At 57.0% G+C, this 22,785-nt stretch carries 34 protein-coding genes; 32 read left to right on the forward strand and 2 right to left on the reverse strand.

Annotation, left to right across the window (positions count from 1 at the left end):
- Positions 1 to 4: 4 nt before the first annotated feature.
- The 28 genes from rplD to bfr all read left to right on the forward strand — a co-directional run bounded on the left by rplD (position 5) and on the right by bfr (position 14,963).
- On the forward strand, positions 5 to 607 hold the full coding sequence (rplD, locus tag HBO24_RS03455; RefSeq protein WP_057438746.1) for a 50S ribosomal protein L4: 603 nt from the start codon (positions 5 to 7) through the stop codon (positions 605 to 607).
- On the forward strand, positions 604 to 903 hold the full coding sequence (gene rplW, locus HBO24_RS03460) for a 50S ribosomal protein L23 (RefSeq protein WP_002555488.1): 300 nt from the start codon (positions 604 to 606) through the stop codon (positions 901 to 903). Before rplD ends, rplW begins: the two co-directional genes overlap by 4 nt.
- A 14-nt stretch (positions 904 to 917) precedes the next feature.
- A complete protein-coding gene (gene rplB, locus HBO24_RS03465) occupies positions 918 to 1,742 on the forward strand; it encodes a 50S ribosomal protein L2 (RefSeq protein WP_003176423.1) in 825 nt (274 codons plus the stop codon).
- 16 nt (positions 1,743 to 1,758) lie between these two features.
- Positions 1,759 to 2,034 (forward strand): 30S ribosomal protein S19, encoded by a 276-nt coding sequence (gene rpsS / locus HBO24_RS03470; RefSeq protein WP_002555486.1) that lies wholly within the window; start codon positions 1,759 to 1,761, stop codon positions 2,032 to 2,034.
- Between the two features lie 11 nt (positions 2,035 to 2,045).
- Positions 2,046 to 2,378: a 50S ribosomal protein L22 gene (gene rplV, locus HBO24_RS03475; protein ID WP_003103908.1), complete on the forward strand. Its 333-nt coding sequence runs from the start codon at positions 2,046 to 2,048 to the stop codon at positions 2,376 to 2,378.
- 13 nt (positions 2,379 to 2,391) lie between these two features.
- Positions 2,392 to 3,078: a 30S ribosomal protein S3 gene (rpsC, locus tag HBO24_RS03480; protein ID WP_003176422.1), complete on the forward strand. Its 687-nt coding sequence runs from the start codon at positions 2,392 to 2,394 to the stop codon at positions 3,076 to 3,078.
- Positions 3,079 to 3,090: 12 nt separating this feature from the next.
- A complete protein-coding gene (rplP, locus tag HBO24_RS03485) occupies positions 3,091 to 3,504 on the forward strand; it encodes a 50S ribosomal protein L16 (RefSeq protein ID WP_003232424.1) in 414 nt (137 codons plus the stop codon).
- Entirely contained in the window at positions 3,504 to 3,695 is a 192-nt protein-coding gene (gene rpmC, locus HBO24_RS03490; protein WP_002555481.1) for a 50S ribosomal protein L29, read from the forward strand. Before rplP ends, rpmC begins: the two co-directional genes overlap by 1 nt.
- 2 nt (positions 3,696 to 3,697) lie before the next feature.
- Positions 3,698 to 3,964, forward strand: coding sequence for a 30S ribosomal protein S17 (rpsQ, locus tag HBO24_RS03495; RefSeq protein ID WP_003176419.1), 267 nt, complete (start codon positions 3,698 to 3,700; stop codon positions 3,962 to 3,964).
- 23 nt (positions 3,965 to 3,987) lie between these two features.
- Positions 3,988 to 4,356 carry a 50S ribosomal protein L14 gene (gene rplN, locus HBO24_RS03500; RefSeq protein ID WP_002555479.1) on the forward strand — a complete coding sequence of 123 codons (369 nt, stop codon included), beginning with the start codon at positions 3,988 to 3,990 and terminating at the stop codon, positions 4,354 to 4,356.
- A gap of 11 nt (positions 4,357 to 4,367) precedes the next feature.
- Positions 4,368 to 4,682 carry a 50S ribosomal protein L24 gene (rplX, locus tag HBO24_RS03505; protein WP_029299388.1) on the forward strand — a complete coding sequence of 105 codons (315 nt, stop codon included), beginning with the start codon at positions 4,368 to 4,370 and terminating at the stop codon, positions 4,680 to 4,682.
- A 22-nt stretch (positions 4,683 to 4,704) separates the two neighbouring features.
- On the forward strand, positions 4,705 to 5,244 hold the full coding sequence (gene rplE / locus HBO24_RS03510; RefSeq protein ID WP_003210069.1) for a 50S ribosomal protein L5: 540 nt from the start codon (positions 4,705 to 4,707) through the stop codon (positions 5,242 to 5,244).
- Between the two features lie 13 nt (positions 5,245 to 5,257).
- Complete coding sequence (gene rpsN / locus HBO24_RS03515) at positions 5,258 to 5,563, forward strand: 30S ribosomal protein S14 (RefSeq protein WP_003176414.1); 306 nt, start codon at positions 5,258 to 5,260, stop codon at positions 5,561 to 5,563.
- 208 nt (positions 5,564 to 5,771) lie between these two features.
- Positions 5,772 to 6,164, forward strand: coding sequence for a 30S ribosomal protein S8 (rpsH, locus tag HBO24_RS03520; protein ID WP_017848802.1), 393 nt, complete (start codon positions 5,772 to 5,774; stop codon positions 6,162 to 6,164).
- A 12-nt stretch (positions 6,165 to 6,176) separates the two neighbouring features.
- A complete protein-coding gene (gene rplF / locus HBO24_RS03525; protein ID WP_003176412.1) occupies positions 6,177 to 6,710 on the forward strand; it encodes a 50S ribosomal protein L6 in 534 nt (177 codons plus the stop codon).
- Positions 6,711 to 6,720: 10 nt separating this feature from the next.
- Positions 6,721 to 7,071, forward strand: coding sequence for a 50S ribosomal protein L18 (rplR, locus tag HBO24_RS03530; RefSeq protein WP_003186037.1), 351 nt, complete (start codon positions 6,721 to 6,723; stop codon positions 7,069 to 7,071).
- Between the two features lie 3 nt (positions 7,072 to 7,074).
- The gene (gene rpsE, locus HBO24_RS03535; RefSeq protein WP_003186035.1) at positions 7,075 to 7,575 is read left to right on the forward strand and encodes a 30S ribosomal protein S5; all 501 of its coding nucleotides are present in this window, start codon (positions 7,075 to 7,077) and stop codon (positions 7,573 to 7,575) included.
- Between the two features lie 2 nt (positions 7,576 to 7,577).
- Positions 7,578 to 7,754 (forward strand): 50S ribosomal protein L30, encoded by a 177-nt coding sequence (gene rpmD, locus HBO24_RS03540; protein ID WP_003176408.1) that lies wholly within the window; start codon positions 7,578 to 7,580, stop codon positions 7,752 to 7,754.
- A gap of 3 nt (positions 7,755 to 7,757) precedes the next feature.
- Positions 7,758 to 8,195, forward strand: a complete 438-nt coding sequence (rplO, locus tag HBO24_RS03545) for a 50S ribosomal protein L15 (RefSeq protein WP_003176407.1) — start codon at positions 7,758 to 7,760, stop codon at positions 8,193 to 8,195.
- Positions 8,196 to 9,524, forward strand: a complete 1,329-nt coding sequence (gene secY / locus HBO24_RS03550) for a preprotein translocase subunit SecY (protein ID WP_038443739.1) — start codon at positions 8,196 to 8,198, stop codon at positions 9,522 to 9,524.
- A 28-nt stretch (positions 9,525 to 9,552) separates the two neighbouring features.
- Entirely contained in the window at positions 9,553 to 9,669 is a 117-nt protein-coding gene (rpmJ, locus tag HBO24_RS03555) for a 50S ribosomal protein L36 (RefSeq protein ID WP_002555468.1), read from the forward strand.
- A gap of 129 nt (positions 9,670 to 9,798) precedes the next feature.
- Positions 9,799 to 10,155 carry a 30S ribosomal protein S13 gene (gene rpsM / locus HBO24_RS03560; protein WP_024077676.1) on the forward strand — a complete coding sequence of 119 codons (357 nt, stop codon included), beginning with the start codon at positions 9,799 to 9,801 and terminating at the stop codon, positions 10,153 to 10,155.
- 30 nt (positions 10,156 to 10,185) lie between these two features.
- Complete coding sequence (gene rpsK, locus HBO24_RS03565; protein WP_002555466.1) at positions 10,186 to 10,575, forward strand: 30S ribosomal protein S11; 390 nt, start codon at positions 10,186 to 10,188, stop codon at positions 10,573 to 10,575.
- 18 nt (positions 10,576 to 10,593) lie between these two features.
- Complete coding sequence (gene rpsD, locus HBO24_RS03570; protein WP_003210056.1) at positions 10,594 to 11,214, forward strand: 30S ribosomal protein S4; 621 nt, start codon at positions 10,594 to 10,596, stop codon at positions 11,212 to 11,214.
- 22 nt (positions 11,215 to 11,236) lie between these two features.
- Positions 11,237 to 12,238 (forward strand): DNA-directed RNA polymerase subunit alpha, encoded by a 1,002-nt coding sequence (rpoA, locus tag HBO24_RS03575; protein WP_003176403.1) that lies wholly within the window; start codon positions 11,237 to 11,239, stop codon positions 12,236 to 12,238.
- Between the two features lie 41 nt (positions 12,239 to 12,279).
- Positions 12,280 to 12,666, forward strand: a complete 387-nt coding sequence (gene rplQ, locus HBO24_RS03580) for a 50S ribosomal protein L17 (RefSeq protein ID WP_007918448.1) — start codon at positions 12,280 to 12,282, stop codon at positions 12,664 to 12,666.
- Between the two features lie 228 nt (positions 12,667 to 12,894).
- Positions 12,895 to 14,343, forward strand: coding sequence for a catalase (locus HBO24_RS03585; protein WP_170059314.1), 1,449 nt, complete (start codon positions 12,895 to 12,897; stop codon positions 14,341 to 14,343).
- 155 nt (positions 14,344 to 14,498) lie between these two features.
- Positions 14,499 to 14,963, forward strand: coding sequence for a bacterioferritin (gene bfr, locus HBO24_RS03590; protein WP_029299402.1), 465 nt, complete (start codon positions 14,499 to 14,501; stop codon positions 14,961 to 14,963).
- A gap of 67 nt (positions 14,964 to 15,030) precedes the next feature.
- Here the strand turns inward: bfr and uvrA are convergent, their stop codons facing one another.
- On the reverse strand, positions 15,031 to 17,865 hold the full coding sequence (uvrA, locus tag HBO24_RS03595; protein WP_170059315.1) for an excinuclease ABC subunit UvrA: 2,835 nt from the start codon (positions 17,863 to 17,865) through the stop codon (positions 15,031 to 15,033).
- 180 nt (positions 17,866 to 18,045) lie between these two features.
- Between uvrA and HBO24_RS03600 the strand changes: the two genes are divergently transcribed.
- From HBO24_RS03600 to tam, 3 genes are all read left to right on the forward strand, one after another.
- Positions 18,046 to 19,440 (forward strand): MFS transporter, encoded by a 1,395-nt coding sequence (locus HBO24_RS03600; protein WP_057960763.1) that lies wholly within the window; start codon positions 18,046 to 18,048, stop codon positions 19,438 to 19,440.
- Positions 19,441 to 19,449: 9 nt separating this feature from the next.
- Positions 19,450 to 19,965 (forward strand): single-stranded DNA-binding protein, encoded by a 516-nt coding sequence (locus HBO24_RS03605; protein ID WP_017849542.1) that lies wholly within the window; start codon positions 19,450 to 19,452, stop codon positions 19,963 to 19,965.
- 165 nt (positions 19,966 to 20,130) lie between these two features.
- Positions 20,131 to 20,892, forward strand: coding sequence for a trans-aconitate 2-methyltransferase (gene tam / locus HBO24_RS03610; RefSeq protein ID WP_170043979.1), 762 nt, complete (start codon positions 20,131 to 20,133; stop codon positions 20,890 to 20,892).
- 10 nt (positions 20,893 to 20,902) lie between these two features.
- Here tam and HBO24_RS03615 read toward each other — a convergent pair whose 3' ends face one another.
- Positions 20,903 to 21,451 (reverse strand): cysteine hydrolase family protein, encoded by a 549-nt coding sequence (locus tag HBO24_RS03615; RefSeq protein WP_057438953.1) that lies wholly within the window; start codon positions 21,449 to 21,451, stop codon positions 20,903 to 20,905.
- Positions 21,452 to 21,547: 96 nt separating this feature from the next.
- Between HBO24_RS03615 and HBO24_RS03620 the strand changes: the two genes are divergently transcribed.
- Positions 21,548 to 22,531 carry a helix-turn-helix domain-containing protein gene (locus HBO24_RS03620; RefSeq protein WP_170059316.1) on the forward strand — a complete coding sequence of 328 codons (984 nt, stop codon included), beginning with the start codon at positions 21,548 to 21,550 and terminating at the stop codon, positions 22,529 to 22,531.
- Positions 22,532 to 22,785: the final 254 nt, after the last annotated feature.

Raw genomic sequence — 22,785 nt, forward strand, 5'->3', positions numbered from 1 at the left:
TGACATGCAATTAAATGTAAATGACGCTCAAGCGATCGAAGTTTCCGAACTGACATTTGGCGGCGAATTCAACGAGACGCTCGTTCACCAAGCAGTCGTGGCCTACATGGCCGGCGGCCGTCAAGGTAGCAAGCAGCAAAAGACCCGTTCCGACGTTCGTGGTGGCGGTAAGCGCCCTTGGCGTCAGAAAGGTACTGGCCGTGCTCGTGCCGGTACTATCCGTAGCCCAATCTGGCGTGGCGGCGGTACCACTTTCGCAGCTCGTCCACAGGATCACTCTCAGAAGCTCAACAAGAAGATGTATCGCGCAGCACTGCGCTCCATCCTTGCTGAACTCGTGCGTACTGATCGTCTGGTCGTGGTTCAGGACTTCGCTGTTGAAGCGCCGAAAACCAAAGATCTGCTGAACAAGCTGAACGGCATGGGTCTGACTGATGTCCTGATCGTGTCTGAAGCTGTTGATCAGAACCTGTACCTGGCTGCTCGCAACCTGCCACACGTTGATGTACGTGACGTGCAAGGTTCCGATCCAGTTAGTCTGATCGCATACGACAAGGTGTTGATCACCGTGTCGGCCGTGAAGAAATTCGAGGAGCTGCTGGGATGAACCAGGAACGCGTATTTAAAGTTCTGCTTGGCCCGCACGTTTCCGAAAAGGCTACGGTTCTGGCTGACAAGAAAGGCCAGTTCGTTTTCAAGGTTGCAACTGACGCAACCAAGCTGGAAATCAAGAAGGCCGTCGAAAGCCTGTTCAGCGTGAAAGTAGAGCGTGTTACTACCCTGAATGTTCTGGGTAAGAGCAAGCGCACTGCTCGCGGTCTGGGCAAGCGTAATGACTGGAAGAAGGCAGTTATCTCCCTTCAGCCAGGCCAAGATCTCGATTTCAGCAGCAGTGCTGAGTAAGGAAGGGGTGCATCATGGCAATCGTTAAATGCAAACCGACTTCCCCTGGCCGCCGTTTTGTGGTCAAGGTGGTCAACCAGGAGCTGCATAAAGGCGCTCCTCACGCACCGCTGCTCGAGAAGAAATCGAAGACTGGTGGTCGTAACAACAATGGTCGCATTACCACTCGTCACATCGGTGGTGGCCATAAGCAGCATTATCGTCTGGTCGATTTCCGTCGCAACGACAAAGATGGCATCTCTGCCACTGTCGAGCGTATCGAATACGATCCAAACCGTACTGCTCACATCGCTCTGCTGCTGTACGCAGATGGCGAGCGTCGCTACATCATCGCGCCTAAAGGCGTGAGTGCTGGCGACCAGCTGATCGCAGGTGCCCTGGCACCGATCAAGCCGGGCAACGCTCTGCAACTGCGTAACATTCCAGTTGGTAGCACCGTACACGGCATCGAATTGAAGCCAGGTAAAGGCGCACAGATCGCTCGTTCCGCTGGTGCTTCGGCTCAGCTGATCGCTCGTGAAGGTGTCTACGTGACCCTGCGTCTGCGTTCTGGTGAGATGCGTAAAGTGCTGGCTGAATGCCGTGCGACCCTGGGCGAAGTCTCGAACTCCGAGCACAGCCTGCGTTCGCTGGGTAAAGCTGGTGCCAAACGCTGGCGTGGCGTTCGCCCAACCGTTCGTGGTGTTGCCATGAACCCGGTTGACCACCCACACGGTGGTGGTGAAGGTCGTACCTCTGGTGGTCGTCATCCGGTATCGCCATGGGGCTTCCCGACTAAGGGCGCGAAGACTCGTGGTAATAAGCGTACCGACAAAATGATCGTCCGTCGTCGCAAGTAAATAGAGGGATACGACAGTGCCACGTTCTCTGAAAAAAGGTCCTTTTATTGATCTTCACCTACTGAAGAAGATCGAAGTGGCGGCGGAAAAGAACGATCGCAAACCAGTTAAGACCTGGTCGCGCCGTTCTATGATCCTGCCACAAATGGTCGGTTTGACCATCGCAGTACACAACGGTCGTCAGCACGTCCCAGTTCTCGTTAACGAAGACATGGTCGGCCACAAACTGGGCGAGTTTGCCGGTACCCGCACTTATCGTGGGCACGTGGCAGACAAGAAAGCCAAGCGTTAAGGGGTTAGGAAATGGAAGTAGCCGCTAAGTTGTCGGGCGCTCGAATCTCCGCCCAGAAAGCCCGCTTGGTCGCCGACCAGATCCGCGGGAAGAAGGTGGGCGAAGCGCTCAACCTGTTGGCTTTCAGCAGTAAGAAAGCCGCCGAGATCATGAAGAAAGTGCTGGAGTCGGCCGTAGCCAACGCCGAGCATAACGAAGGCGCAGACGTTGATGACCTGAAGGTCAGCACCGTTTTCGTCAACGAAGGGCGTTCGCTGAAGCGTATCATGCCGCGTGCCAAAGGCCGTGCTGATCGCATCGTCAAGCGGTCTTGCCATATCACTGTCAAGGTTGCTGACAAGTAACGGAGTCGAAGAGATGGGTCAGAAAGTACATCCCATTGGCATTCGCCTGGGAATCGTCAAGGAGCACACCTCCGTCTGGTACGCAGACGGTCGGACTTATGCGGACTATTTGTTCGCTGATCTGAAGGTGCGTGAGTATCTCCAAGACAAACTAAAAAGCGCGTCCGTAAGCCGTATCGATATCCATCGTCCGGCGCAAACTGCACGTATCACCATCCACACCGCTCGTCCAGGTATCGTTATCGGGAAGAAAGGTGAAGATGTTGAGAAACTGCGTCAGGACCTGACCAAGCAAATGGGTGTGCCTGTGCACATCAATATCGAAGAGATCCGCAAGCCGGAGCTCGACGGTATGCTGGTTGCGCAGAGCGTAGCTCAGCAGCTGGAGCGCCGCGTAATGTTCCGTCGTGCTATGAAGCGCGCTGTACAGAACGCCATGCGCATTGGTGCCAAAGGCATCAAAATCCAAGTGAGCGGTCGTCTCGGCGGTGCTGAAATCGCACGTACTGAATGGTATCGCGAAGGTCGTGTGCCATTGCACACCCTGCGTGCCGACATCGACTATGCCAACTACGAAGCTCACACCACTTACGGTGTGATCGGTGTAAAGGTTTGGATCTTCAAGGGCGAAGTAATTGGTGGTCGCCAAGAAGAACTGAAACCACAAGCACCAGCGCCTCGTAAAAAAGCTGCTAAGTAAGGGGTACGCCAAATGTTGCAACCTAAGCGTACGAAGTTCCGCAAGCAGATGACAGGCCACAACCGTGGTCTGGCTCAGCGCGGTAGCAAAGTCAGCTTCGGCGAGTTCGCGCTGAAGTCTGTAGCTCGTGGTCGTCTCACCGCTCGTCAGATCGAGTCAGCGCGTCGTGCTCTGACCCGTCACGTTAAACGTGGCGGCAAGATCTGGATCCGTGTATTCCCGGACAAGCCGATCTCCAAAAAGCCTCTCGAGGTTCGGATGGGTAAAGGTAAGGGTAACGTGGAATACTGGGTAGCCCAGATTCAGCCAGGCAAAGTCCTGTATGAAATCGAGGGTGTAACTGAAGAGCTGGCGCGTGAGGCTTTTGCCCTGGCTGCTGCAAAGCTGCCGCTCGCCACCGCCTTTGTTAAACGGACGGTGATGTGATGAAAGCGAATGAACTTCGTGAAAAATCCGCACAGCAGCTGAACGAGCAACTGCTCGGCCTGCTGCGCGACCAGTTCAATCTGCGTATGCAGAAAGCAACTGGCCAGTTGGGGCAGTCTCATCTGCTCTCGCAAGTTAAGCGTGACATCGCTCGCGTGAAGACTGTGCTCAACCAGCAGGCAGGTAAGTGATCATGGCTGAAGCCGAAAAGACTGTCCGTACGCTGACTGGCCGTGTTGTCAGCGACAAGATGGACAAAACCATCACCGTTTTGATCGAGCGTCGCGTTAAGCACCCGATCTACGGTAAATATGTTAAGCGTTCGACTAAGCTGCACGCGCACGACGAAACCAATCAGTGCCACATCGGCGACAAAGTCACTATTCGTGAAACTCGTCCGCTGGCCAAGACCAAGTCTTGGGCACTGGTTGATGTTCTCGAACGCGCTGTGGAAGTCTAAGGACTAGGGGTCGGAGAAATTATATGATTCAGACTCAATCCATGCTCGATGTGGCCGATAACAGCGGCGCTCGCCGTGTTATGTGCATCAAGGTGCTGGGTGGCTCCCATCGTCGTTACGCTGGTATCGGTGACATCATCAAAGTTACCGTGAAGGAAGCAATTCCTCGCGGTAAAGTGAAAAAAGGCCAAGTGATGACTGCTGTTGTAGTCCGCACTCGTCACGGCGTACGTCGTGCTGATGGCTCCATTATCCGCTTTGATGGCAACGCTGCTGTTCTTCTGAACAACAAGCAAGAGCCGATCGGCACCCGTATCTTTGGGCCAGTGACCCGTGAACTTCGTACTGAGAAGTTCATGAAGATCGTCTCGCTCGCCCCAGAAGTGCTGTAAGGAGATCCGACATGCAAAAGATTCGTCGTGACGACGAGATCATCGTGATCGCCGGCAAAGACAAAGGTAAGCGCGGTAAGGTGCTGAAGGTTCTTGCTGATGACCGTCTGGTCATTGGTGGTCTGAACCTGGTCAAGCGTCATACCAAGCCTAACCCCGCGTCGGGCGTACAGGGCGGTATCGTCGAGAAAGAAGCGCCATTGCACGCTTCTAACGTCGCCATCTTCAACGGCGAAACCAACAAGGCTGACCGCGTTGGTTTCAAAGTAGAAGACGGTAAGAAAATTCGTGTCTTCAAGTCGACCCAAAAAGCGGTTGATGCTTGAACACTGCTAGGTAGATAAGACCATGGCACGACTAAAAGAGATTTACCGGAAGGAAATCGCTCCGAAGCTTAAGGAAGAACTTAAGCTTTCGAACGTGATGGAAGTTCCGCGCGTTACCAAAATCACCCTGAACATGGGTCTGGGCGAAGCGATCGGTGACAAAAAAGTCATCGAGCACGCTGTTGCTGACCTGGAAAAGATCACCGGTCAAAAAGTCGTTGTGACTTACGCTCGGAAATCCATCGCTGGCTTTAAAGTCCGTGAAGGTTGGCCGATCGGTGTCAAAGTGACTCTGCGCCGTGAGCGTATGTACGAGTTCCTGGATCGTCTGCTGTCGATCTCCCTGCCTCGGGTTCGCGACTTCCGCGGCCTGAATGCCAAGTCCTTCGATGGTCGTGGTAACTACAGCATGGGCGTGAAAGAGCAGATCATCTTCCCGGAAATCGACTACGACAAGATCGATGCTCTCCGCGGTCTGGACATCACCCTGACCACCACTGCCAAGAACGATGATGAAGGCCGCGCTCTGCTGCGTGCGTTCAAATTCCCGTTCCGCAACTGATTGGAGTAGGACCATGGCCAAGATGAGCATGAAAAACCGCGAGCTGAAGCGTCAGCTCACGGTTGCCAAGTACGCCAAGAAGCGTGCAGCACTGAAAGCTATCATCGTTGATCTGAACGCAAGTCCAGAAGCGCGTTGGGAAGCTACAGTAGCTCTGCAGAAGCAGCCACGTGACGCAAGCGCTTCGCGCATGCGTAACCGCTGCCGCCTGACCGGTCGTCCACACGGCGTTTACCGCAAGTTCGGCCTCGGCCGTAACAAACTGCGTGAAGCGGCAATGCGTGGTGACGTACCTGGTCTGGTTAAAGCCAGCTGGTAAGTACTTTCGAAGTCTCGATGGCCAGGATCGCAAGATACTGACCGCCGGTGGCCTAGAATCTGGAACAAGCCCCTTTTGGGGCTTGTTTCATTTCCGGAGTGTGTCTAAAATACGCGGCTCGCCTGAGCCCGTGTGTTTTATGCCCGGAGATTCTCGGTGACATATGTAGCCGCAAGGCTAATTTTTTTGTATTAGGAGCGTCTAGCCCATGAGTATGCAGGACCCGTTAGCGGACATGCTAACTCGTATCCGTAATGCCCAGATGGCTGAAAAGTCCGTCGTAAGCATGCCATCTTCCACGTTGAAGGTAGCTGTTGCCAAAGTCCTGAAAGACGAAGGCTACATTGCGGGTTATCAGATCAGCAGCGAAATCAAGCCACTGCTGTCCATCGAGCTGAAGTACTTCGAAGGCCGTCCGGTCATCGAGGAAGTGAAGCGCGTTAGCCGTCCAGGCCTGCGTCAGTACAAGTCCGTTGAAGATCTGCCGAAAGTTCGTGGCGGTCTTGGCGTGTCTATCGTCTCCACCAACAAAGGTGTGATGACGGATCGTGCTGCGCGCGCTGCCGGTGTCGGCGGCGAAGTTCTTTGCACTGTGTTCTAAGGGGGGATAAGCATGTCTCGCGTCGCTAAGAACCCCGTTAAGCTGCCAGCCGGTGTCGAAGTAAAATTCGCAGGCCAACAGCTTTCGGTGAAGGGTGCCAAGGGTACTCTTGAACTGAACATCCATTCGTCCGTTGAGATCGTTGAAGAAGCTGGTGAGCTGCGTTTCGCTGCTCGCAATGGCGATCAACAAACTCGCGCAATGGCCGGTACCACGCGTGCGTTGGTAAATAACATGGTCCAAGGCGTAAGCCAAGGCTTCGAGCGTAAGCTCCAGCTGGTCGGTGTTGGTTACAAAGCGCAAGCAAAAGGCACGGTTTTGAACCTGGCCCTTGGCTTCTCGCACCCAGTGGATTACGAACTGCCGGAAGGCATCACCGCTGAAACTCCTAGCCAGACCGATATCCTGATCAAGGGCATCGACAAGCAGCTGGTAGGTCAAGTGGCTGCCGAGATCCGCGACTTCCGTCCACCAGAGCCGTACAAAGGCAAAGGTGTGCGCTACGCGGACGAAGTCGTCCGTCGTAAAGAAGCCAAGAAGAAGTAGGGCATAGCAAATGACCGACAAAAAAGTTACTCGACTGCGTCGCGCTCGCAAAGCACGCCTGAAAATGCACGAACTCGAAGTCGTGCGTCTCTGCGTGTTCCGCTCGTCGCAGCACATCTACGCCCAGGTCATCTCGGCCGACGGCAACAAAGTCCTGGCAAGCGCCTCGACTTTGGATAAAGAACTGCGTGATGGTGCCACTGGCAACATCGACGCGGCCACTAAGGTTGGCCAGCTGGTCGCTACGCGTGCTAAGGCCGCTGGCGTCTCGCAAGTGGCTTTCGACCGCTCTGGCTTCAAGTACCACGGCCGCGTTAAAGCGCTGGCTGATGCTGCTCGTGAAGCTGGGCTGGAGTTCTAAGTTATGTCAAATAACGACCAAAAGCGCGACGAAGGCTACATTGAGAAGCTGGTTCAAGTTAACCGCGTAGCCAAAACCGTTAAAGGCGGCCGTATCTTCACCTTCACCGCGTTGACCGTGGTTGGTGATGGTAAGGGCCGTGTTGGCTTCGGCCGTGGCAAGTCGCGTGAAGTGCCTGCTGCGATCCAGAAGGCAATGGAAGCTGCTCGTCGCAACATGATCCAAGTTGACCTGAACGGCACCACTCTGCAGTACGCAATGAAGTCCGCTCACGGCGCTTCGAAGGTGTACATGCAGCCTGCTTCTGAAGGTACCGGTATCATCGCTGGCGGCGCTATGCGTGCTGTCCTCGAGGTTGCTGGTGTTCAGAACGTTCTGGCCAAGTGCTACGGCTCGACTAACCCGGTAAACGTGGTTCACGCCACTTTCAAAGGTTTGAAAGCTATGCAATCTCCTGAATCCATTGCCGCCAAGCGTGGCAAAAGTGTCAAGGAGATCTTCTGATCATGGCTACCGTTAAAGTAACGCTGATCAAAAGCATGACCGGCCGCATCCCTAACCACAAATTGTGCGTTAAGGGTTTGGGTCTGCGTCGCATCGGTCACACTGTAGAAGTCCAGGATACTCCCGAGAATCGCGGGATGATCAACAAGGCTTACTACATGCTGCGTGTCGAGGGTTAATCGATGAAACTCAATGATCTGAGTCCAGCGCCGGGTTCCCGTCGCGAAAAGCATCGTCCGGGCCGTGGTATCGGTAGCGGTTTGGGTAAGACTGGTGGCCGTGGCCACAAAGGTCAAACCTCCCGCTCCGGTGGCACCATCGCTCCAGGCTTTGAAGGCGGTCAACAGCCGCTGCATCGTCGCCTGCCGAAGTTCGGTTTCGTTTCCCTGAAGGCCATGGACCGCGCAGAAGTGCGTCTGTCCGAGCTGGCTAAAGTGGAAGGCGACATCGTTACCGTGCAGACCCTGAAAGATGCCAACGTGATCAACGTCAACGTACAGCGTGTGAAAATCATGCTGTCCGGTGAAGTGACTCGCGCTGTCACTATCGGCAAGGGAATCGGCGCCACCAAAGGTGCGCGTTCGGCTATCGAAGCAGCTGGCGGCAAGTTCGAGGAATAAATGGCTAAGCAAGGTGCTCTCTCAGCGCTCGGCAAAGGCGGTATGTCTGAACTTTGGGCTCGTCTGCGTTTTCTGTTCCTGGCGATTATCGTCTACCGAATAGGCGCACACATCCCGGTTCCAGGTATCAACCCGGACCGACTCGCAGACCTGTTTCGACAGAATGAGGGGACCATTCTTAGCTTGTTCAACATGTTTTCCGGCGGCGCGCTGGAGCGGATGAGCATCTTTGCACTGGGGATCATGCCGTACATTTCGGCATCGATCATCATGCAGTTGATGAGCGCCGTCAGCCCGCAGCTGGAGCAGTTGAAGAAGGAAGGTGAAGCTGGTCGTCGCAAGATAAGCCAGTACACCCGCTACCTCACTGTCGCTCTTGCTCTTGTCCAGGCTATTGGCATGTCCATTGGTCTGGCAGGGCAGGGCGTAGCGTTCACTGGTGACTTTGGCTTCCATTTCGTCGCGGTAACCACATTTGTGGCTGGTGCGATGTTCATGATGTGGCTGGGTGAGCAGATTACTGAGCGTGGTGTTGGCAACGGTATCTCGATGTTGATTTTCGCAGGTATCGTCGCCGGTCTTCCGAGGGCAATCGGGCAGTCTTTCGAGTCTGCACGTCAGGGTGATATCAATATCTTCGCCTTGGTTGCCATCGGTTTGCTGGCAGTAGCGATTATCGGTTTTGTGGTGTTCATTGAGCGTGGCCAGCGTCGTATTGCTGTTCACTACGCCAAGCGTCAGCAGGGCCGTAAGGTCTTCGCTGCGCAGACCAGCCACTTGCCGCTGAAAGTGAATATGGCCGGTGTTATTCCTGCTATCTTCGCGAGCAGCATTTTGCTGTTCCCGGCTTCGCTGGGTGCCTGGTTTGGTCAGTCTGAAGGTATGGGCTGGTTGCAGGACATCTCGCAGTCGATCGCTCCTGGTCAGCCGTTGAATATTCTGCTGTTTAGTGCAGGGATTATTTTCTTCTGCTTCTTCTATACGGCGTTGATGTTCAATCCGAAAGACGTAGCGGAAAACCTGAAGAAGTCCGGTGCCTTTATTCCGGGTATTCGTCCAGGCGAGCAGTCGGCGCGCTACATTGATGGCGTTCTGACCCGTTTGACCCTGTTCGGTGCTCTATATATGACGGCCGTATGCTTGTTGCCCCAGTTCCTGGTGGTTGCAGCAAACGTTCCGTTCTACCTTGGCGGGACCTCGTTGCTGATCGTGGTCGTGGTTGTGATGGACTTCATGTCCCAAGTACAATCGCACCTCGTTTCGCACCAGTACGAATCCCTGATGAAGAAAGCCAACCTGAAGGGCTACGGCAGCGGCATGTTGCGCTGAGTACCCCATAAGGTTCGAGGAGTTGGTGATGAAAGTTCGTGCATCGGTGAAAAAGCTGTGCCGTAACTGCAAGATTATTCGCCGCGAAGGTGTTGTTCGAGTAATTTGCAGCGCGGAACCGCGTCACAAACAGCGCCAAGGCTGAGTGTGATCCGCTTGAAGCCCGGCAGCTAGTGCGCTGCCGGGTTGATTATTTGTTATTACAGCGATATTATCTCGCGCCCTATTTCTTGGCTTCCGGGGCGTAGGTAGCTGTCAATTGGAGTCCCACTGAATGGCCCGTATTGCAGGCGTTAACATTCCAGATAACAAGCACACTGTTATCTCGCTGACCTACATCTATGGTGTTGGTCGCACTACTGCGCAGAAAATTTGCGCAGTTGCTGGGGTAAACCCAGCCGCTAAGATCAAGGATCTGAGCGACGAGCAGATTGAATTGCTGCGTGGCGAAGTGGCGAAGTTCACCACTGAAGGTGACCTGCGTCGCGAAATCAACATGAAAATCAAGCGTTTGATGGACCTCGGTTGCTATCGCGGTCTGCGTCATCGTCGTGGTCTTCCAGTGCGCGGTCAGCGTACCAAGACTAACGCGCGTACCCGTAAAGGTCCGCGTAAGCCGATCCGCAAGTAATCGCCCCAGCGAATCGACAGGAAAATTATCATGGCAAAACCTGCTGCTCGTCCTCGTAAAAAAGTTAAAAAGACAGTGGTTGATGGCATCGCCCACATCCATGCATCTTTTAACAACACCATCGTGACCATCACCGACCGTCAAGGTAACGCGCTTTCTTGGGCTACCTCCGGTGGTTCGGGTTTCCGCGGTTCCCGCAAGTCCACCCCGTTTGCTGCTCAAGTAGCTGCTGAACGTGCTGGTCAAGCTGCGCTGGAATATGGCCTGAAAAACCTCGACGTTAACGTCAAGGGTCCAGGTCCAGGTCGTGAGTCTGCTGTCCGTGCTTTGAACGGCTGTGGCTATAAGATCGCCAGCATCACCGACGTGACGCCAATCCCGCACAACGGGTGCCGTCCGCCGAAGAAGCGCCGCGTGTAATCCAGGAGATTGTAAAGAATGGCTCGTTACATTGGTCCAAAATGCAAACTCGCTCGTCGCGAAGGCACCGATCTCTTCCTGAAGAGCGGCGTGCGCGCGATCGAATCGAAGTGCAACATTGAAGCAGCACCTGGTATCCACGGCCAACGCCGCGGTCGCCAGTCCGATTACGGCACCCAACTGCGTGAAAAGCAGAAGGTCCGTCGTATCTACGGCGTTCTCGAGCGTCAGTTCAGCGGCTACTACAAAGAAGCTGCTGGCAAGAAAGGTGCAACCGGTGAAAACCTGCTGCAACTGCTCGAATGCCGTCTGGACAACGTTGTATACCGTATGGGCTTTGGTTCGACTCGTGCCGAATCCCGTCAGCTGGTATCGCACAAATCCGTCAGCGTAAACGGCCAAACCGTTAACGTTCCGTCCTACCAGGTTCGTGCTGGTGACGTGGTCGCGATTCGCGAGAAAGCAAAAAACCAACTTCGCATTGTCCAAGCTCTCGATCTGTGTGCCCAACGTGGCCGCGTAGAATGGGTAGAAGTAGACACTGAGAAGAAGTCGGGCGTTTTCAAGAACGTTCCTGCTCGCAGTGATCTGTCCGCCGACATCAACGAAAGCCTGATTGTCGAGCTCTACTCCAAGTAAGGGCTAGAAAATAGGTGCATCCATGCAGATTTCGGTAAATGAGTTCCTGACACCCCGCCACATTGATGTGCAGGTTGTCAGTCCAACCCGCGCCAAGATCACTCTCGAGCCTCTCGAGCGTGGTTTTGGCCACACCCTGGGCAACGCGCTGCGCCGCATCCTGTTGTCCTCAATGCCCGGCTGTGCAGTAGTCGAGGCCGAGATTGACGGTGTGCTCCACGAGTACAGCGCCATCGAAGGTGTACAGGAAGACGTAATTGAAATCCTGTTGAACCTTAAAGGTCTGGCTATCAAGCTGCACGGCCGTGACGAAGTTACGCTGACCTTGTCGAAGAAGGGTTCGGGGGTGGTTACCGCTGCCGATATTCAGCTGGATCATGATGTCGAGATCGTTAACCCCGATCACGTAATCGCTAACCTGGCGTCTAACGGCGCTTTGAACATGAAGCTCACCGTAGCTCGTGGTCGTGGTTATGAACCGGCCGACTCGCGTCAGAGCGATGAAGACGAAAGCCGCAGCATTGGTCGCTTGCAGCTTGACTCTTCGTTCAGCCCGGTTCGCCGTATCGCATACGTGGTGGAAAACGCCCGTGTCGAGCAGCGTACTAACCTGGACAAGCTGGTTATTGATCTGGAAACCAACGGTACTCTGGATCCTGAAGAGGCTATTCGCCGCGCTGCAACCATTCTGCAACAGCAGTTGGCTGCGTTCGTCGACCTCAAAGGTGACAGCGAACCAGTGGTAATCGAGCAGGAAGACGAGATCGATCCGATCCTGCTTCGCCCGGTTGACGATCTGGAACTGACTGTACGTTCGGCTAACTGCCTTAAGGCGGAAAACATTTACTACATCGGTGACCTGATTCAGCGTACCGAAGTAGAACTGTTGAAGACTCCGAACCTGGGCAAGAAATCCTTGACTGAAATCAAGGACGTTCTGGCCTCCCGCGGTCTGTCCCTCGGCATGCGCCTCGACAACTGGCCGCCTGCAAGTCTTAAGAAGGACGACAAGGCGACTGCCTGATCGTCGTAATCACCGAACGTGAGTTTGGTAAGGAATGAACCATGCGTCATCGTAAAAGTGGTCGTCACCTGAGCCGTACCAGCTCGCACCGCAAGGCCATGTTTCAAAACATGGCGGTGTCGCTGTTCGAGCACGAGCTGATTAAAACTACACTGCCGAAAGCCAAAGAACTGCGTCGCGTTGCTGAGCCGCTGATCACTTTGGCCAAGACAGACAGCCTGGCTAACCGCCGTCTGGCTTTCGACCGTACTCGTTCGAAAGCTATCGTTGGTAAGCTCTTCAACGACCTGGGCAAGCGTTATGCTACCCGTGAGGGTGGCTACCTGCGCATCCTCAAGTGCGGTTTCCGCACTGGCGACAACGCGCCTATGGCGTACGTCGAGTTGGTTGATCGTGCTACTGCTGGCGAAGCTGTATCCGCCGAGTAAGACGACAGTCTGCTACGAAAAACCGGGCCTAGTGCCCGGTTTTTTGTGGGCGATTGAAAAGCAACGTGATGTTCACTCATTGCCCTTTGGCTATGCCGGTCGATTGGGTGTTAGTAAAAATCTATTGAGTGGCATGATTTAATACATTTGAAGGTGTCATCTTCCTGGTCAATACTGCCTCCAAGCCGATTAGCCGGCAGTTCCAAGACTGACCTGAGGAGATTGAGCATGAGCCAGAATAAAACCCTTACAACCGCCAGCGGTGCTCCCGTTGCGGATAACCAGAATTCCCGTTCCGCCGGCCCGCGTGGCCCGCTGCTGCTCGACGACTTTCACCTGATCGAGAAGCTTGCCCACTTCAACCGTGAAAACATCCCAGAGCGCCGCGTACACGCCAAAGGCTCGGGGGCGTATGGGACCTTCACGGTTACCAAAGACATCACCCAATACACCAGTGCCAAACTGTTTGACGCTGTCGGCAAGCAGACTCCGACCTTTCTGCGCTTCTCTACCGTAGGTGGTGAACGCGGCTCGGCAGACACCGAGCGCGACCCACGTGGCTTCGCGCTGAAGTTCTACACCGAAGAAGGCAACTGGGACATCGTTGGTAACAACACCCCGGTGTTCTTTATCCGTGACCCGCTGAAGTTCCCCGACTTTATCCACACTCAAAAGCGCCTGCCGCAAAGCAACCTGAAAAGTGCACAGATGATGTGGGACTTCTGGTCGCACTCGCCTGAGGCGCTGCACCAGGTCACCATCCTGTTTTCGGACCGTGGCATCCCTGACGGCTACCGTCATATGCACGGCTTTGGTAGCCACACCTACAGCTTGATCAACGCCAATGGCGAGCGTCATTGGGTGAAGTGGCACTACAAGACCAAACAAGGCATCAAGAACCTGGCGCCTGCCGATGCAGCGCGTCTGGCCGGTACCGATCCGGATTACGCCCAGCGCGATCTGTTTGGGGCCATTGAGCGCGGTGACTTCCCTAAATGGCGTGTGTGCATCCAGATCATGACTGAGGCCCAGGCCAACGCTCACTACGAGAACCCCTTCGACGTAACCAAAACCTGGTCGCAGAAAGAGTTCCCGCTGATTGAGGTGGGTGAGCTGGAGTTGAACCGCAACCCGCAGAACTTCTTCGCCGAAGTGGAGCAGGCCGCGTTCGGCCCAAGCAACATGGTGCCAGGCGTCGGTTTGTCGCCGGATCGCATGCTGCAGGGCCGTGTATTCGCTTACGCCGATGCGCACCGCTACCGTATCGGCACTAACCATCAGCACCTGCCAGTGAATGCTCCACGCAGTCCGGTCAACACCTATCAGCGTGACGGGTCCATGGCGTTCGGCAGCAACGGCGGCGCGGCTCCCAACTACGAGCCAAACAGTTACGCCGATGCGCCAAAACAGGCACCGCAGTACGCAGAACCAGCCTTGGCGCTCAGTGGTGCGGCCGATCGTTACGACCACCGCGAAGACACTGATTACTACAGCCACGCCGGTGCGCTGTTCCGCCTGATGAACGCTGAGCAAAAAGCGCTGTTGATTAACAACATCGCCGGCGCGATGGCCGGGGTTTCCAGTGATGTGGTTCAGCGTCAACTGCAGCACTTCTTCAAAGCTGATCCAGCTTATGGAGAAGGAATCGCAACAGCGCTGGGTGTATCGCTTAACTGACTCTAAGTGATAAGCAGAACCGCCCTCATTTGGGCGGTTTTTGCGTTATTTCAGCTACTTTTCTCTGAAAATCTTCACTTTTCTGCCGTTCGTCTCGTGACCTGCAGGTCAGCATGGTTCAAACTAGGGCCTTTCAAGCAGGGAGATGTAGGGCGATGCAAGGTCACCCCGACGTAATCGATTACCTCAACACGTTGCTGACGGGCGAACTGGCAGCTCGTGACCAATATTTCATTCACTCGCGGATGTACGAAGACTGGGGCTTTACCGAGCTCTACGAGCGTATCAATCACGAAATGGAAGAAGAGGCACAGCACGCCGACGCGCTGATGCGCCGTATCCTGATGCTCGAAGGCACGCCGCGTATGCGTCCTGACGACCTGGATACCGGTACCACCGTGCCTGAGATGCTCGCCAGCGACTTGCGCCTGGAATACAAGGTCCGCGCTGCGCTGTGCAAAGGCATCGAGCTTTGCGAGAAGCACAACGACTACGTGACCCGGGAAATCCTGCGCGTACAGTTGAACGACACTGAAGAGGATCACACCTACTGGCTGGAAAAGCAGCTGGGTCTGATCAAGTTGATCGGTCTGGAAAACTACCTGCAATCGCAGTTCTGATTTCGCCGGCATAAAAAAGCCCCTGTCACCGTAGCGGTGACAGGGGCTTTTTGTTGGGCCCGAAAACTCAGGCCCGGTCGCGCGCCAGCAACGGCTTCAGATAGTAGCCAGTGTGGGACTGCGGCATCTCGGAAACCTGCTCCGGCGTACCCACCGCAATAATCTGCCCACCCTTGGAGCCGCCTTCCGGCCCAAGGTCCACCAGCCAGTCGGCCGTCTTGATTACATCCAGGTTGTGCTCGATCACGACTACCGTGTTGCCGTGGTCGCGCAGGCGGTGCAGTACGTCGAGCAACTGCTGAATATCCGCAAAGTGCAAGCCGGTGGTCGGCTCATCGAGGATATACAAGGTCTTGCCGGTATCGCGCTTGGACAGCTCGCGAGACAGCTTCACCCGCTGCGCCTCACCACCGGACAGCGTAGTCGCCGACTGTCCTAGCTTGATATACGACAAGCCCACGTCCATCAGGGTCTGGAGTTTGCGTGCCAGGGCCGGCACTGCGTCAAAGAACACCCGCGCCTCCTCGATGGTCATCTCGAGGGTTTCATGGATGTTCTTGCCCTTGTACTTGATCTCCAGGGTTTCGCGGTTGTAACGCTTGCTCTTGCACACATCGCACGGCACGTAGATGTCCGGGAGGAAGTGCATCTCGACCTTGATCAGGCCATCGCCCTGGCACGCCTCGCAGCGCCCGCCCTTGACGTTGAAGGAGAAGCGCCCTGGCCCATAACCCCGCGAGCGGGACTCCGGCACACCGGCGAACAGTTCGCGAATCGGCGTGAACAGCCCGGTATAGGTTGCAGGGTTGGAGCGGGGCGTGCGACCGATCGGGCTCTGGTCGATATCCACCACTTTATCCAGCAGCTCCAGGCCCTTGATGCTGTCATGGGCGGCAGCTTCCAGGGTGGTGGCACCGTTCAGTGCCGTGGCACTGAGGGGGAACAGCGTGTTGTTGATCAGCGTCGACTTGCCAGAGCCGGATACACCGGTCACGCAGGTCAGCAGGCCCAGGGGGATTTCCAGGTCGACATTGCGCAGGTTGTTGCCGCGCGCGCCCTTGAGGTGCAGCGCCTGTTTTTTGTTGCGTGGCGTACGTTTGGCCGGCACTTCGATTTTTACCCGGCCAGACAGGTATTTCCCTGTCAATGAGTCCGGATGGGCCATGACTTCCGCGGGAGTGCCCTGGGCCACAATATGGCCGCCATGCACGCCGGCACCAGGGCCGATATCGACCACATAGTCCGCCAGGCGAATGGCATCCTCATCGTGTTCGACCACGATCACCGTGTTGCCGATGTCCCGAAGGTGCTTGAGCGTGCCCAGCAGACGATCGTTGTCACGCTGGTGCAGGCCGATGGACGGCTCGTCGAGAATGTACAGCACGCCCACCAGGCCGGCGCCGATCTGGCTGGCCAGGCGTATACGCTGTGCCTCGCCGCCAGACAGGGTGTCGGCACTGCGATCCAGGGACAGGTAATCCAACCCCACATTGACCAGGAACTGCAGACGCTCGCGAATTTCCTTGAGGATCTTGTCGGCAATTTCGCCGCGTCGCCCGGTCAGCTTCAATACGCCGAAGTATTCGCAGGCATCGCCGATGGGCAGGTTGGTCACGGCCGGCAGGGTTTTCTCGCCGACCCAGACGTGGCGGGCCTCGCGACGCAAACGGGTGCCGCGGCAATCCGGGCAGGGCTGGGTGCTGAGGAACTTGGCCAGCTCCTCGCGCACACTGGCCGACTCGGTTTCCCGGTAGCGCCGTTCCAGGTTAGGCACGATGCCTTCGAACGGGTGGGAGCGCTTGACGATGTCGCCACGATCATTCAGGTACTTGAAGTCGACGTTCTGCGAGCCGCTGCCGTGCAGGATGACTTTTTGTTGCTCGGCCGGCAGCTCGTTGAAAGGCACTTCCAGACTGAATTTATAGTGGGCAGCCAACGACCCGAGCATCTGGAAGTAGTACACATTGCGCCGGTCCCAACCACGTATCGCGCCCTCCGCCAGCGTCAGGTCGCCATTGACCAGGCGCTTGATATCGAAGAACTGCTTGACCCCCAGCCCATCACAGGTCGGACAGGCGCCAGCCGGGTTGTTGAAGGAGAACAGCTTGGGTTCCAGCTCACTGATGGCGTGGCCGCAGATCGGGCAGGCGAAGCGCGCGGAGAAGATGATTTCTTCGCCCGGCTCGTCGTCCATCGGCGCCACCAGGACAATACCGTCTGCCAGCTTCAGTGCGGTCTCGAACGACTCCGCCAGGCGTTGCTGCAGATCGGCACGCACCTTGAAACGGTCGACCACCACATCAATGGTGTGCTTCTTCTGTTTATCCAGCTTCGGCGCTTCATCCAGCTCATACAGCTTGCCGTTGATCCGGGCGCGGACAAAGCCCTGGGCGCGCAACTCTTCGAAGACCGACAGGTGCTCGCCTTTGCGCTCACGAATCACCGGCGCCAGCAGCATCAGCTTGGCGCCTTCCGGCTGGGCCAGCACCAGGTCGACCATCTGGCTGACGGTTTGGGCTTCCAGCGGGATATCGTGATCCGGGCAGCGCGGAATACCGACGCGTGCATACAGCAAGCGCAGGTAATCGTAGATTTCGGTAATGGTGCCCACGGTGGAGCGTGGGTTGTGGGAGGTCGACTTCTGTTCGATGGAAATGGCTGGCGACAGGCCTTCGATGGTGTCGACATCAGGCTTTTCCATCATCGACAGGAACTGCCGGGCATAGGCCGACAGCGACTCCACATAACGACGCTGGCCTTCGGCATACAGCGTGTCGAACGCCAGCGATGATTTGCCGGACCCGGACAAGCCGGTGATGACAATCAGTTTGTCCCGGGGCAGGGTCAGGTCGATGTTCTTCAGGTTGTGGGTTCTAGCCCCACGAATCAGGATCTTGTCCAAGATGGCCTCGCACGGCGGGCGTATAAATAATGCAGGAGTATACGGTTAAAGACTGGATGAATATACACTGTCAGTTTGCCCATTTCAGCCTTACATGAAAGCTGCGCGGCAAAGCGCCGCATATACCCTCTCAAACGATGGGACTGGTAGAATCGCCGCCGGTTCACACGAGGTTTTTCCATGCACGATCCCCACAGCGAACGCATGAGTAGCGGCGAGACCCGAGCAGCAAGCGGTCTGGCCCTGGTGTTCGCCTTCCGTATGCTGGGCATGTTTATGGTGTTGCCGGTACTGGCGACCTATGGCATGGACCTCGCAGGCGCGACCCCGGCCCTGATCGGCCTGGCGATTGGCGCCTATGGCCTGACCCAGGCGATTTTCCAGATTCCGTTCGGGATCATTTCCGACCGCATTGGCCGCCGACCGGTGATCTACCTGGGGCTGATCATCTTTGCCCTGGGCAGTGTGCTGGCGGCCAATGCCGATTCGATCTGGGGCGTGATCGCCGGACGTATCCTGCAGGGCGCCGGGGCGATTTCTGCGGCGGTGATGGCGCTGCTGTCGGACCTGACCCGCGAACAACATCGCACCAAGGCCATGGCCATGATCGGCATGACCATCGGCCTGTCGTTTGCCGTGGCCATGGTGGTGGGCCCCTTGCTGACCCGCGCCTTTGGCTTGCACGGCCTGTTCCTGGCCACTGGCGGCATGGCCCTGTTGGGTATCGTGATCGTGGCCTTTATGGTGCCGCGCTCCACCGGGCCGCTGCAGCACCGTGAATCGGGCGTGGCGAAGCAGGCGCTGCTACCGACCCTCAAGCACCCGGATCTGCTGCGCCTGGATTTAGGTATCTTCGTATTGCACGCGATGTTGATGTGCAGCTTCGTCGCCTTGCCCCTGGCGCTGGTGGAAAAGGCCGGGTTGCCCAAGGAGGAGCACTGGTGGGTGTACCTGACCGCATTGCTGATTTCGTTCTTCGCCATGATCCCGTTCATCATCTATGGCGAGAAGAAACGCAAAATGAAACGAGTTTTGCTCGGCGCCGTCGCGACATTGATGCTCACTGAACTATTCTTCTGGCAGTTCGGCGACAGCCTACGGGCACTGGTTATCGGCACGGTGGTGTTTTTCACCGCGTTCAACCTGCTGGAGGCGTCACTGCCTTCGCTGATCAGTAAAGTGTCACCGGCAGGCGGCAAAGGCACGGCAATGGGGGTGTATTCCACCAGCCAGTTCCTCGGTTCGGCGCTGGGCGGCATCATGGGCGGCTGGATGTTCCAGCATGGCGGTTTGTCGGTTGTGTTCCTCGGATGCGCCGGGCTGGCTGCACTTTGGCTGGTCTTTGCTGTTACCATGCGCGAACCTCCCTACGTCACAAGTCTGCGTTTGCCGCTATCGCCCGAGGCGATCCGTGAAAGCGGTCTGGTAGAACGCCTGAAGGCCGTCGTAGGGGTAACAGATGCAGTCGTGGTCGCGGAAGAAGCGGCCATTTACATCAAATTGGACACCGAACTATTGGATCGCGCGACGCTCGAGCAACTGGTCAACCCAGTGCCGACAGCGCGCCCAGCCTAGGAGAACGTTATGGCCCGTGGGGTTAACAAAGTCATATTGGTCGGTACATGCGGCCAGGATCCCGAAGTTCGCTACTTGCCTAACGGTAACGCCGTGACCAACCTGAGTCTGGCGACCAGCGAACAGTGGACCGACAAGCAGACCGGCCAGAAGGTCGAGAAAACCGAATGGCACCGTGTGTCGATGTTCGGCAAGGTTGCAGAGATCGCCGGTGAATACCTGCGCAAGGGTTCGCAGGTCTACATCGAAGGCAAACTGCAGACCCGCGAGTGGGAAAAAGACGGCATCAAGCGATACACCACAGAAATCGTGGTCGACATGCAAGGCACCATGCAACTGCTGGGCGGCCGTCCACAGGGCGACCAACAGGGCCAGGGCGGCATGTCCAACTCGGCACCGCGTCCACAGCAGTCCCGTCCGCAGCCAAGCCAGCAGCCACAGCGTGAGTCGCGTCCAGCGCCACAGCAGGCGGCACCACAGCCAGCCGCTGACTTCGACAGTTTTGATGACGATATTCCGTTCTAAGGCCACCTTGGCCCGGACTATCCCGTAACACCAGGAACCCCCGCTGGCATTTGCCTCGGGGGTTTCTTGTTTTTAGGTAGGGAAACTCCCCGGCTCTGGCATTTGTCCCTAGGCGTCACAAGATTTAGGCTGTAGCGCACTCCCTTACCCAAGAAGGAAGCCCCGATGACCTGGTCTGCCCAGCAGTATTCGATGTTTGAACAACAGCGCACCCGTCCCGTCCGGGATCTGGTTGCCGCCATTCCCGCAGGCGACGTACGAACTGCAGTCGACCTGGGGTGTGGCCCCGGCAACTCCACCGAGGTATTGGCCCAGCGTTTCCCCCAGGCGACGATTACTGGCTTGGACAGCTCGCAGGACATGCTGGTCAGCGCCCGTGAGCGGCTGCCGGCACTCAACTTTGAATTGGCCGATATCGGCGCCTGGAAGCCTGCGCGACAGTTTGATGTGATCCTCGCCAACGCCTCGCTGCAGTGGGTACCGGACCACGCCACCCTCTATCCGCACCTGGTGGCGCACTTGACGCCGGGCGGGACGCTGGCGGTGCAAACCCCGGACAACCTCAACGAGCCCGCCCACCGCCTGGCCCGTGAAGTGGCAGCGCAAGGGCCGTGGGCGGACAAGATCGGTGCGGTCAAGCACAACGAGCGCCACGGGGCACGTGATTACTACGAGATGCTGAACAAGCATTGCAGCACCGTCGATGTATGGCACACCACCTATTACCATCCGCTGAGCGGCCATGAGGCGGTGGTGGAATGGTTCAAGGGCACGGGTCTGCGGCCATTTCTGGCGCCGCTGGATGAGGCCGAGCAAGGTGCTTTTCTCGACGTCTATCTGGCGCGTATCCGCGAGGCTTACCCGGCCCTGGCCGATGGCACGGTGTTGCTGCCATTTCCACGGCTGTTCGTCCTCGCGACACGCTGACAGTCAGCCTTCAGGCCTTCAGGAACTCGTCCGCCGACACCACGCTGGCGTAGGCGAAGGCCAGTGACGCCATGTAGGCATCATGCACCTGCGCCGCCGGAACGGTCTTGCCATTGAATTCCTGATCGCGGGTAGCACAGGCGTCGTGGATCACCGTCACGTTGTAGCCATAGTCCGCCGCTGCGCGAACCACGGCGTCGATGCACATGTGGCTCATGCTACCGACGACCACCAGGTCGGTGATGCTGTGTTGTTCGAGCAACTCGCGCAGGTTGGTTTGGCGAAAAGCGTTTACGAAGTGCTTGAGCACCACCGGCTCGTCGTTTTCGTTCTGCACCTTGGCATGTATATGGGCGCCTTCAGAGCCTGGGGTGAAGAAGGGCGCATCTGCCGAGGTGAACTCATGGCGCACGTGGATCACTGCATCGCCGGCCTGACGAAATGCGTGGAGCACTTGTTGCGCCTTGTCGGCCGCCGCTTCCACGCCGGCTAATGGCCACTTGCCTTGGGGGAAGTAGTCGTTCTGGATATCAATTAGGATAAGTGCTTGCTTGGCCATGTGTGTTTTCTCGTGAGGGGTTGATGCGCCCAGTATCGTAGCTGGCGCATGGCGCGGGGATTGGCTCTACCGACAATAACAGGGGGAAAACTGACAATGGCTGTGGAACGCGCGATCGTCGAGCTCGGCGTGCTGATCTACCGTGGCGCGCAGATGGCGGCAGTACACGGTTTGACCGACCTGTTCGGCGTCGCCAATCGTATCGCCGCCGAGCATCAGAGCCAGCAGCTACCCTTGCTGCGTGTCAGCCACTGGCAGGTCAATGCCGAGGGTACGCCTGTTCGGGCATTTGACAGCCAGACGGGTCCCGATCAACCGTTGATGGCTGTGCTGGTGCCGCCGTCGATTGGCGAGTTTTGCGAAGAACAGGCGCCGCCCGCGCTGTTGCACTGGCTGCGCCAGCAACATGCGGCAGGCACCGTGCTGGGAGGTGTGTGCATCGGTTCGATCATGCTGGCGCGCAGCGGCTTGCTCGATGGGCGTAGCGCCACTGCCCACTGGTCTTCTTCCAGCGCCTTCGCCAGTCGTTTTCCTGCGGTGCGCCTGGAGGCCGACAAGCCTATCGTCGATGATGGCGACCTGATTACCACTGCCGGGCTGATGGCCTGGTCCGAGCTGGGCCTGCGCCTCGTCGACCGCCTCATGGGTCCGAGCATCGCCGCCGACACCGCGCGCTTTCTGGTGATTGAGCACAGTGACAGCGCCAGCCAGTGCGGCAGCAATTTTGCGCCGATCCTCGGCCATGGCGACGCGGCCATTCTCAAGGTCCAGCACGCGTTACAGGCCAGTGGCGCGGTGGATGTCTCCCTCGCGGCGATGGCCCAGGCCGCCGGCCTGGAAGAGCGCACCTTCCTGCGCCGGTTTCGCACTGCCACCGGCCTGAAACCCACCGAGTACTGTCAGCACCTGCGGGTGGGCAAGGCGCGACAGATGCTGGAGTTCACCACTACCACCATTGATCAGATTGCCTGGACCGTGGGCTATCAGGACCCCAGCGCCTTTCGCGGGATCTTCAAAAAAATCACCGGCCTTGCGCCCAGTGATTACCGCAACCGATTCGGCGTCAGGGCCCCGACCTGAATCCCGAACACGCCAACCCCCTATGTGCGAGCGGGCTTGCCCTAATGCCGATCAGTTAAGCGAACGCAATGCTCAAAGCAGTGAGGATCAAATGTGGGAGCGGGCTTGTCGGATCGCCGCATCGCCGCGAAGACGTCGGCCCAGCCAACATTGATGTTGACTGACCCACTGCTTTCGCGAGCAAGCCCGCTCCCACAGGGGATCTGCGCTTAGCTGACTGGCATTAGGGCTTGCCCGCGATAGCGGTGGACCAG

This window comes from Pseudomonas sp. WS 5410, from assembly GCF_012985645.1.
GTDB lineage: Bacteria > Pseudomonadota > Gammaproteobacteria > Pseudomonadales > Pseudomonadaceae > Aquipseudomonas > Aquipseudomonas shahriarae.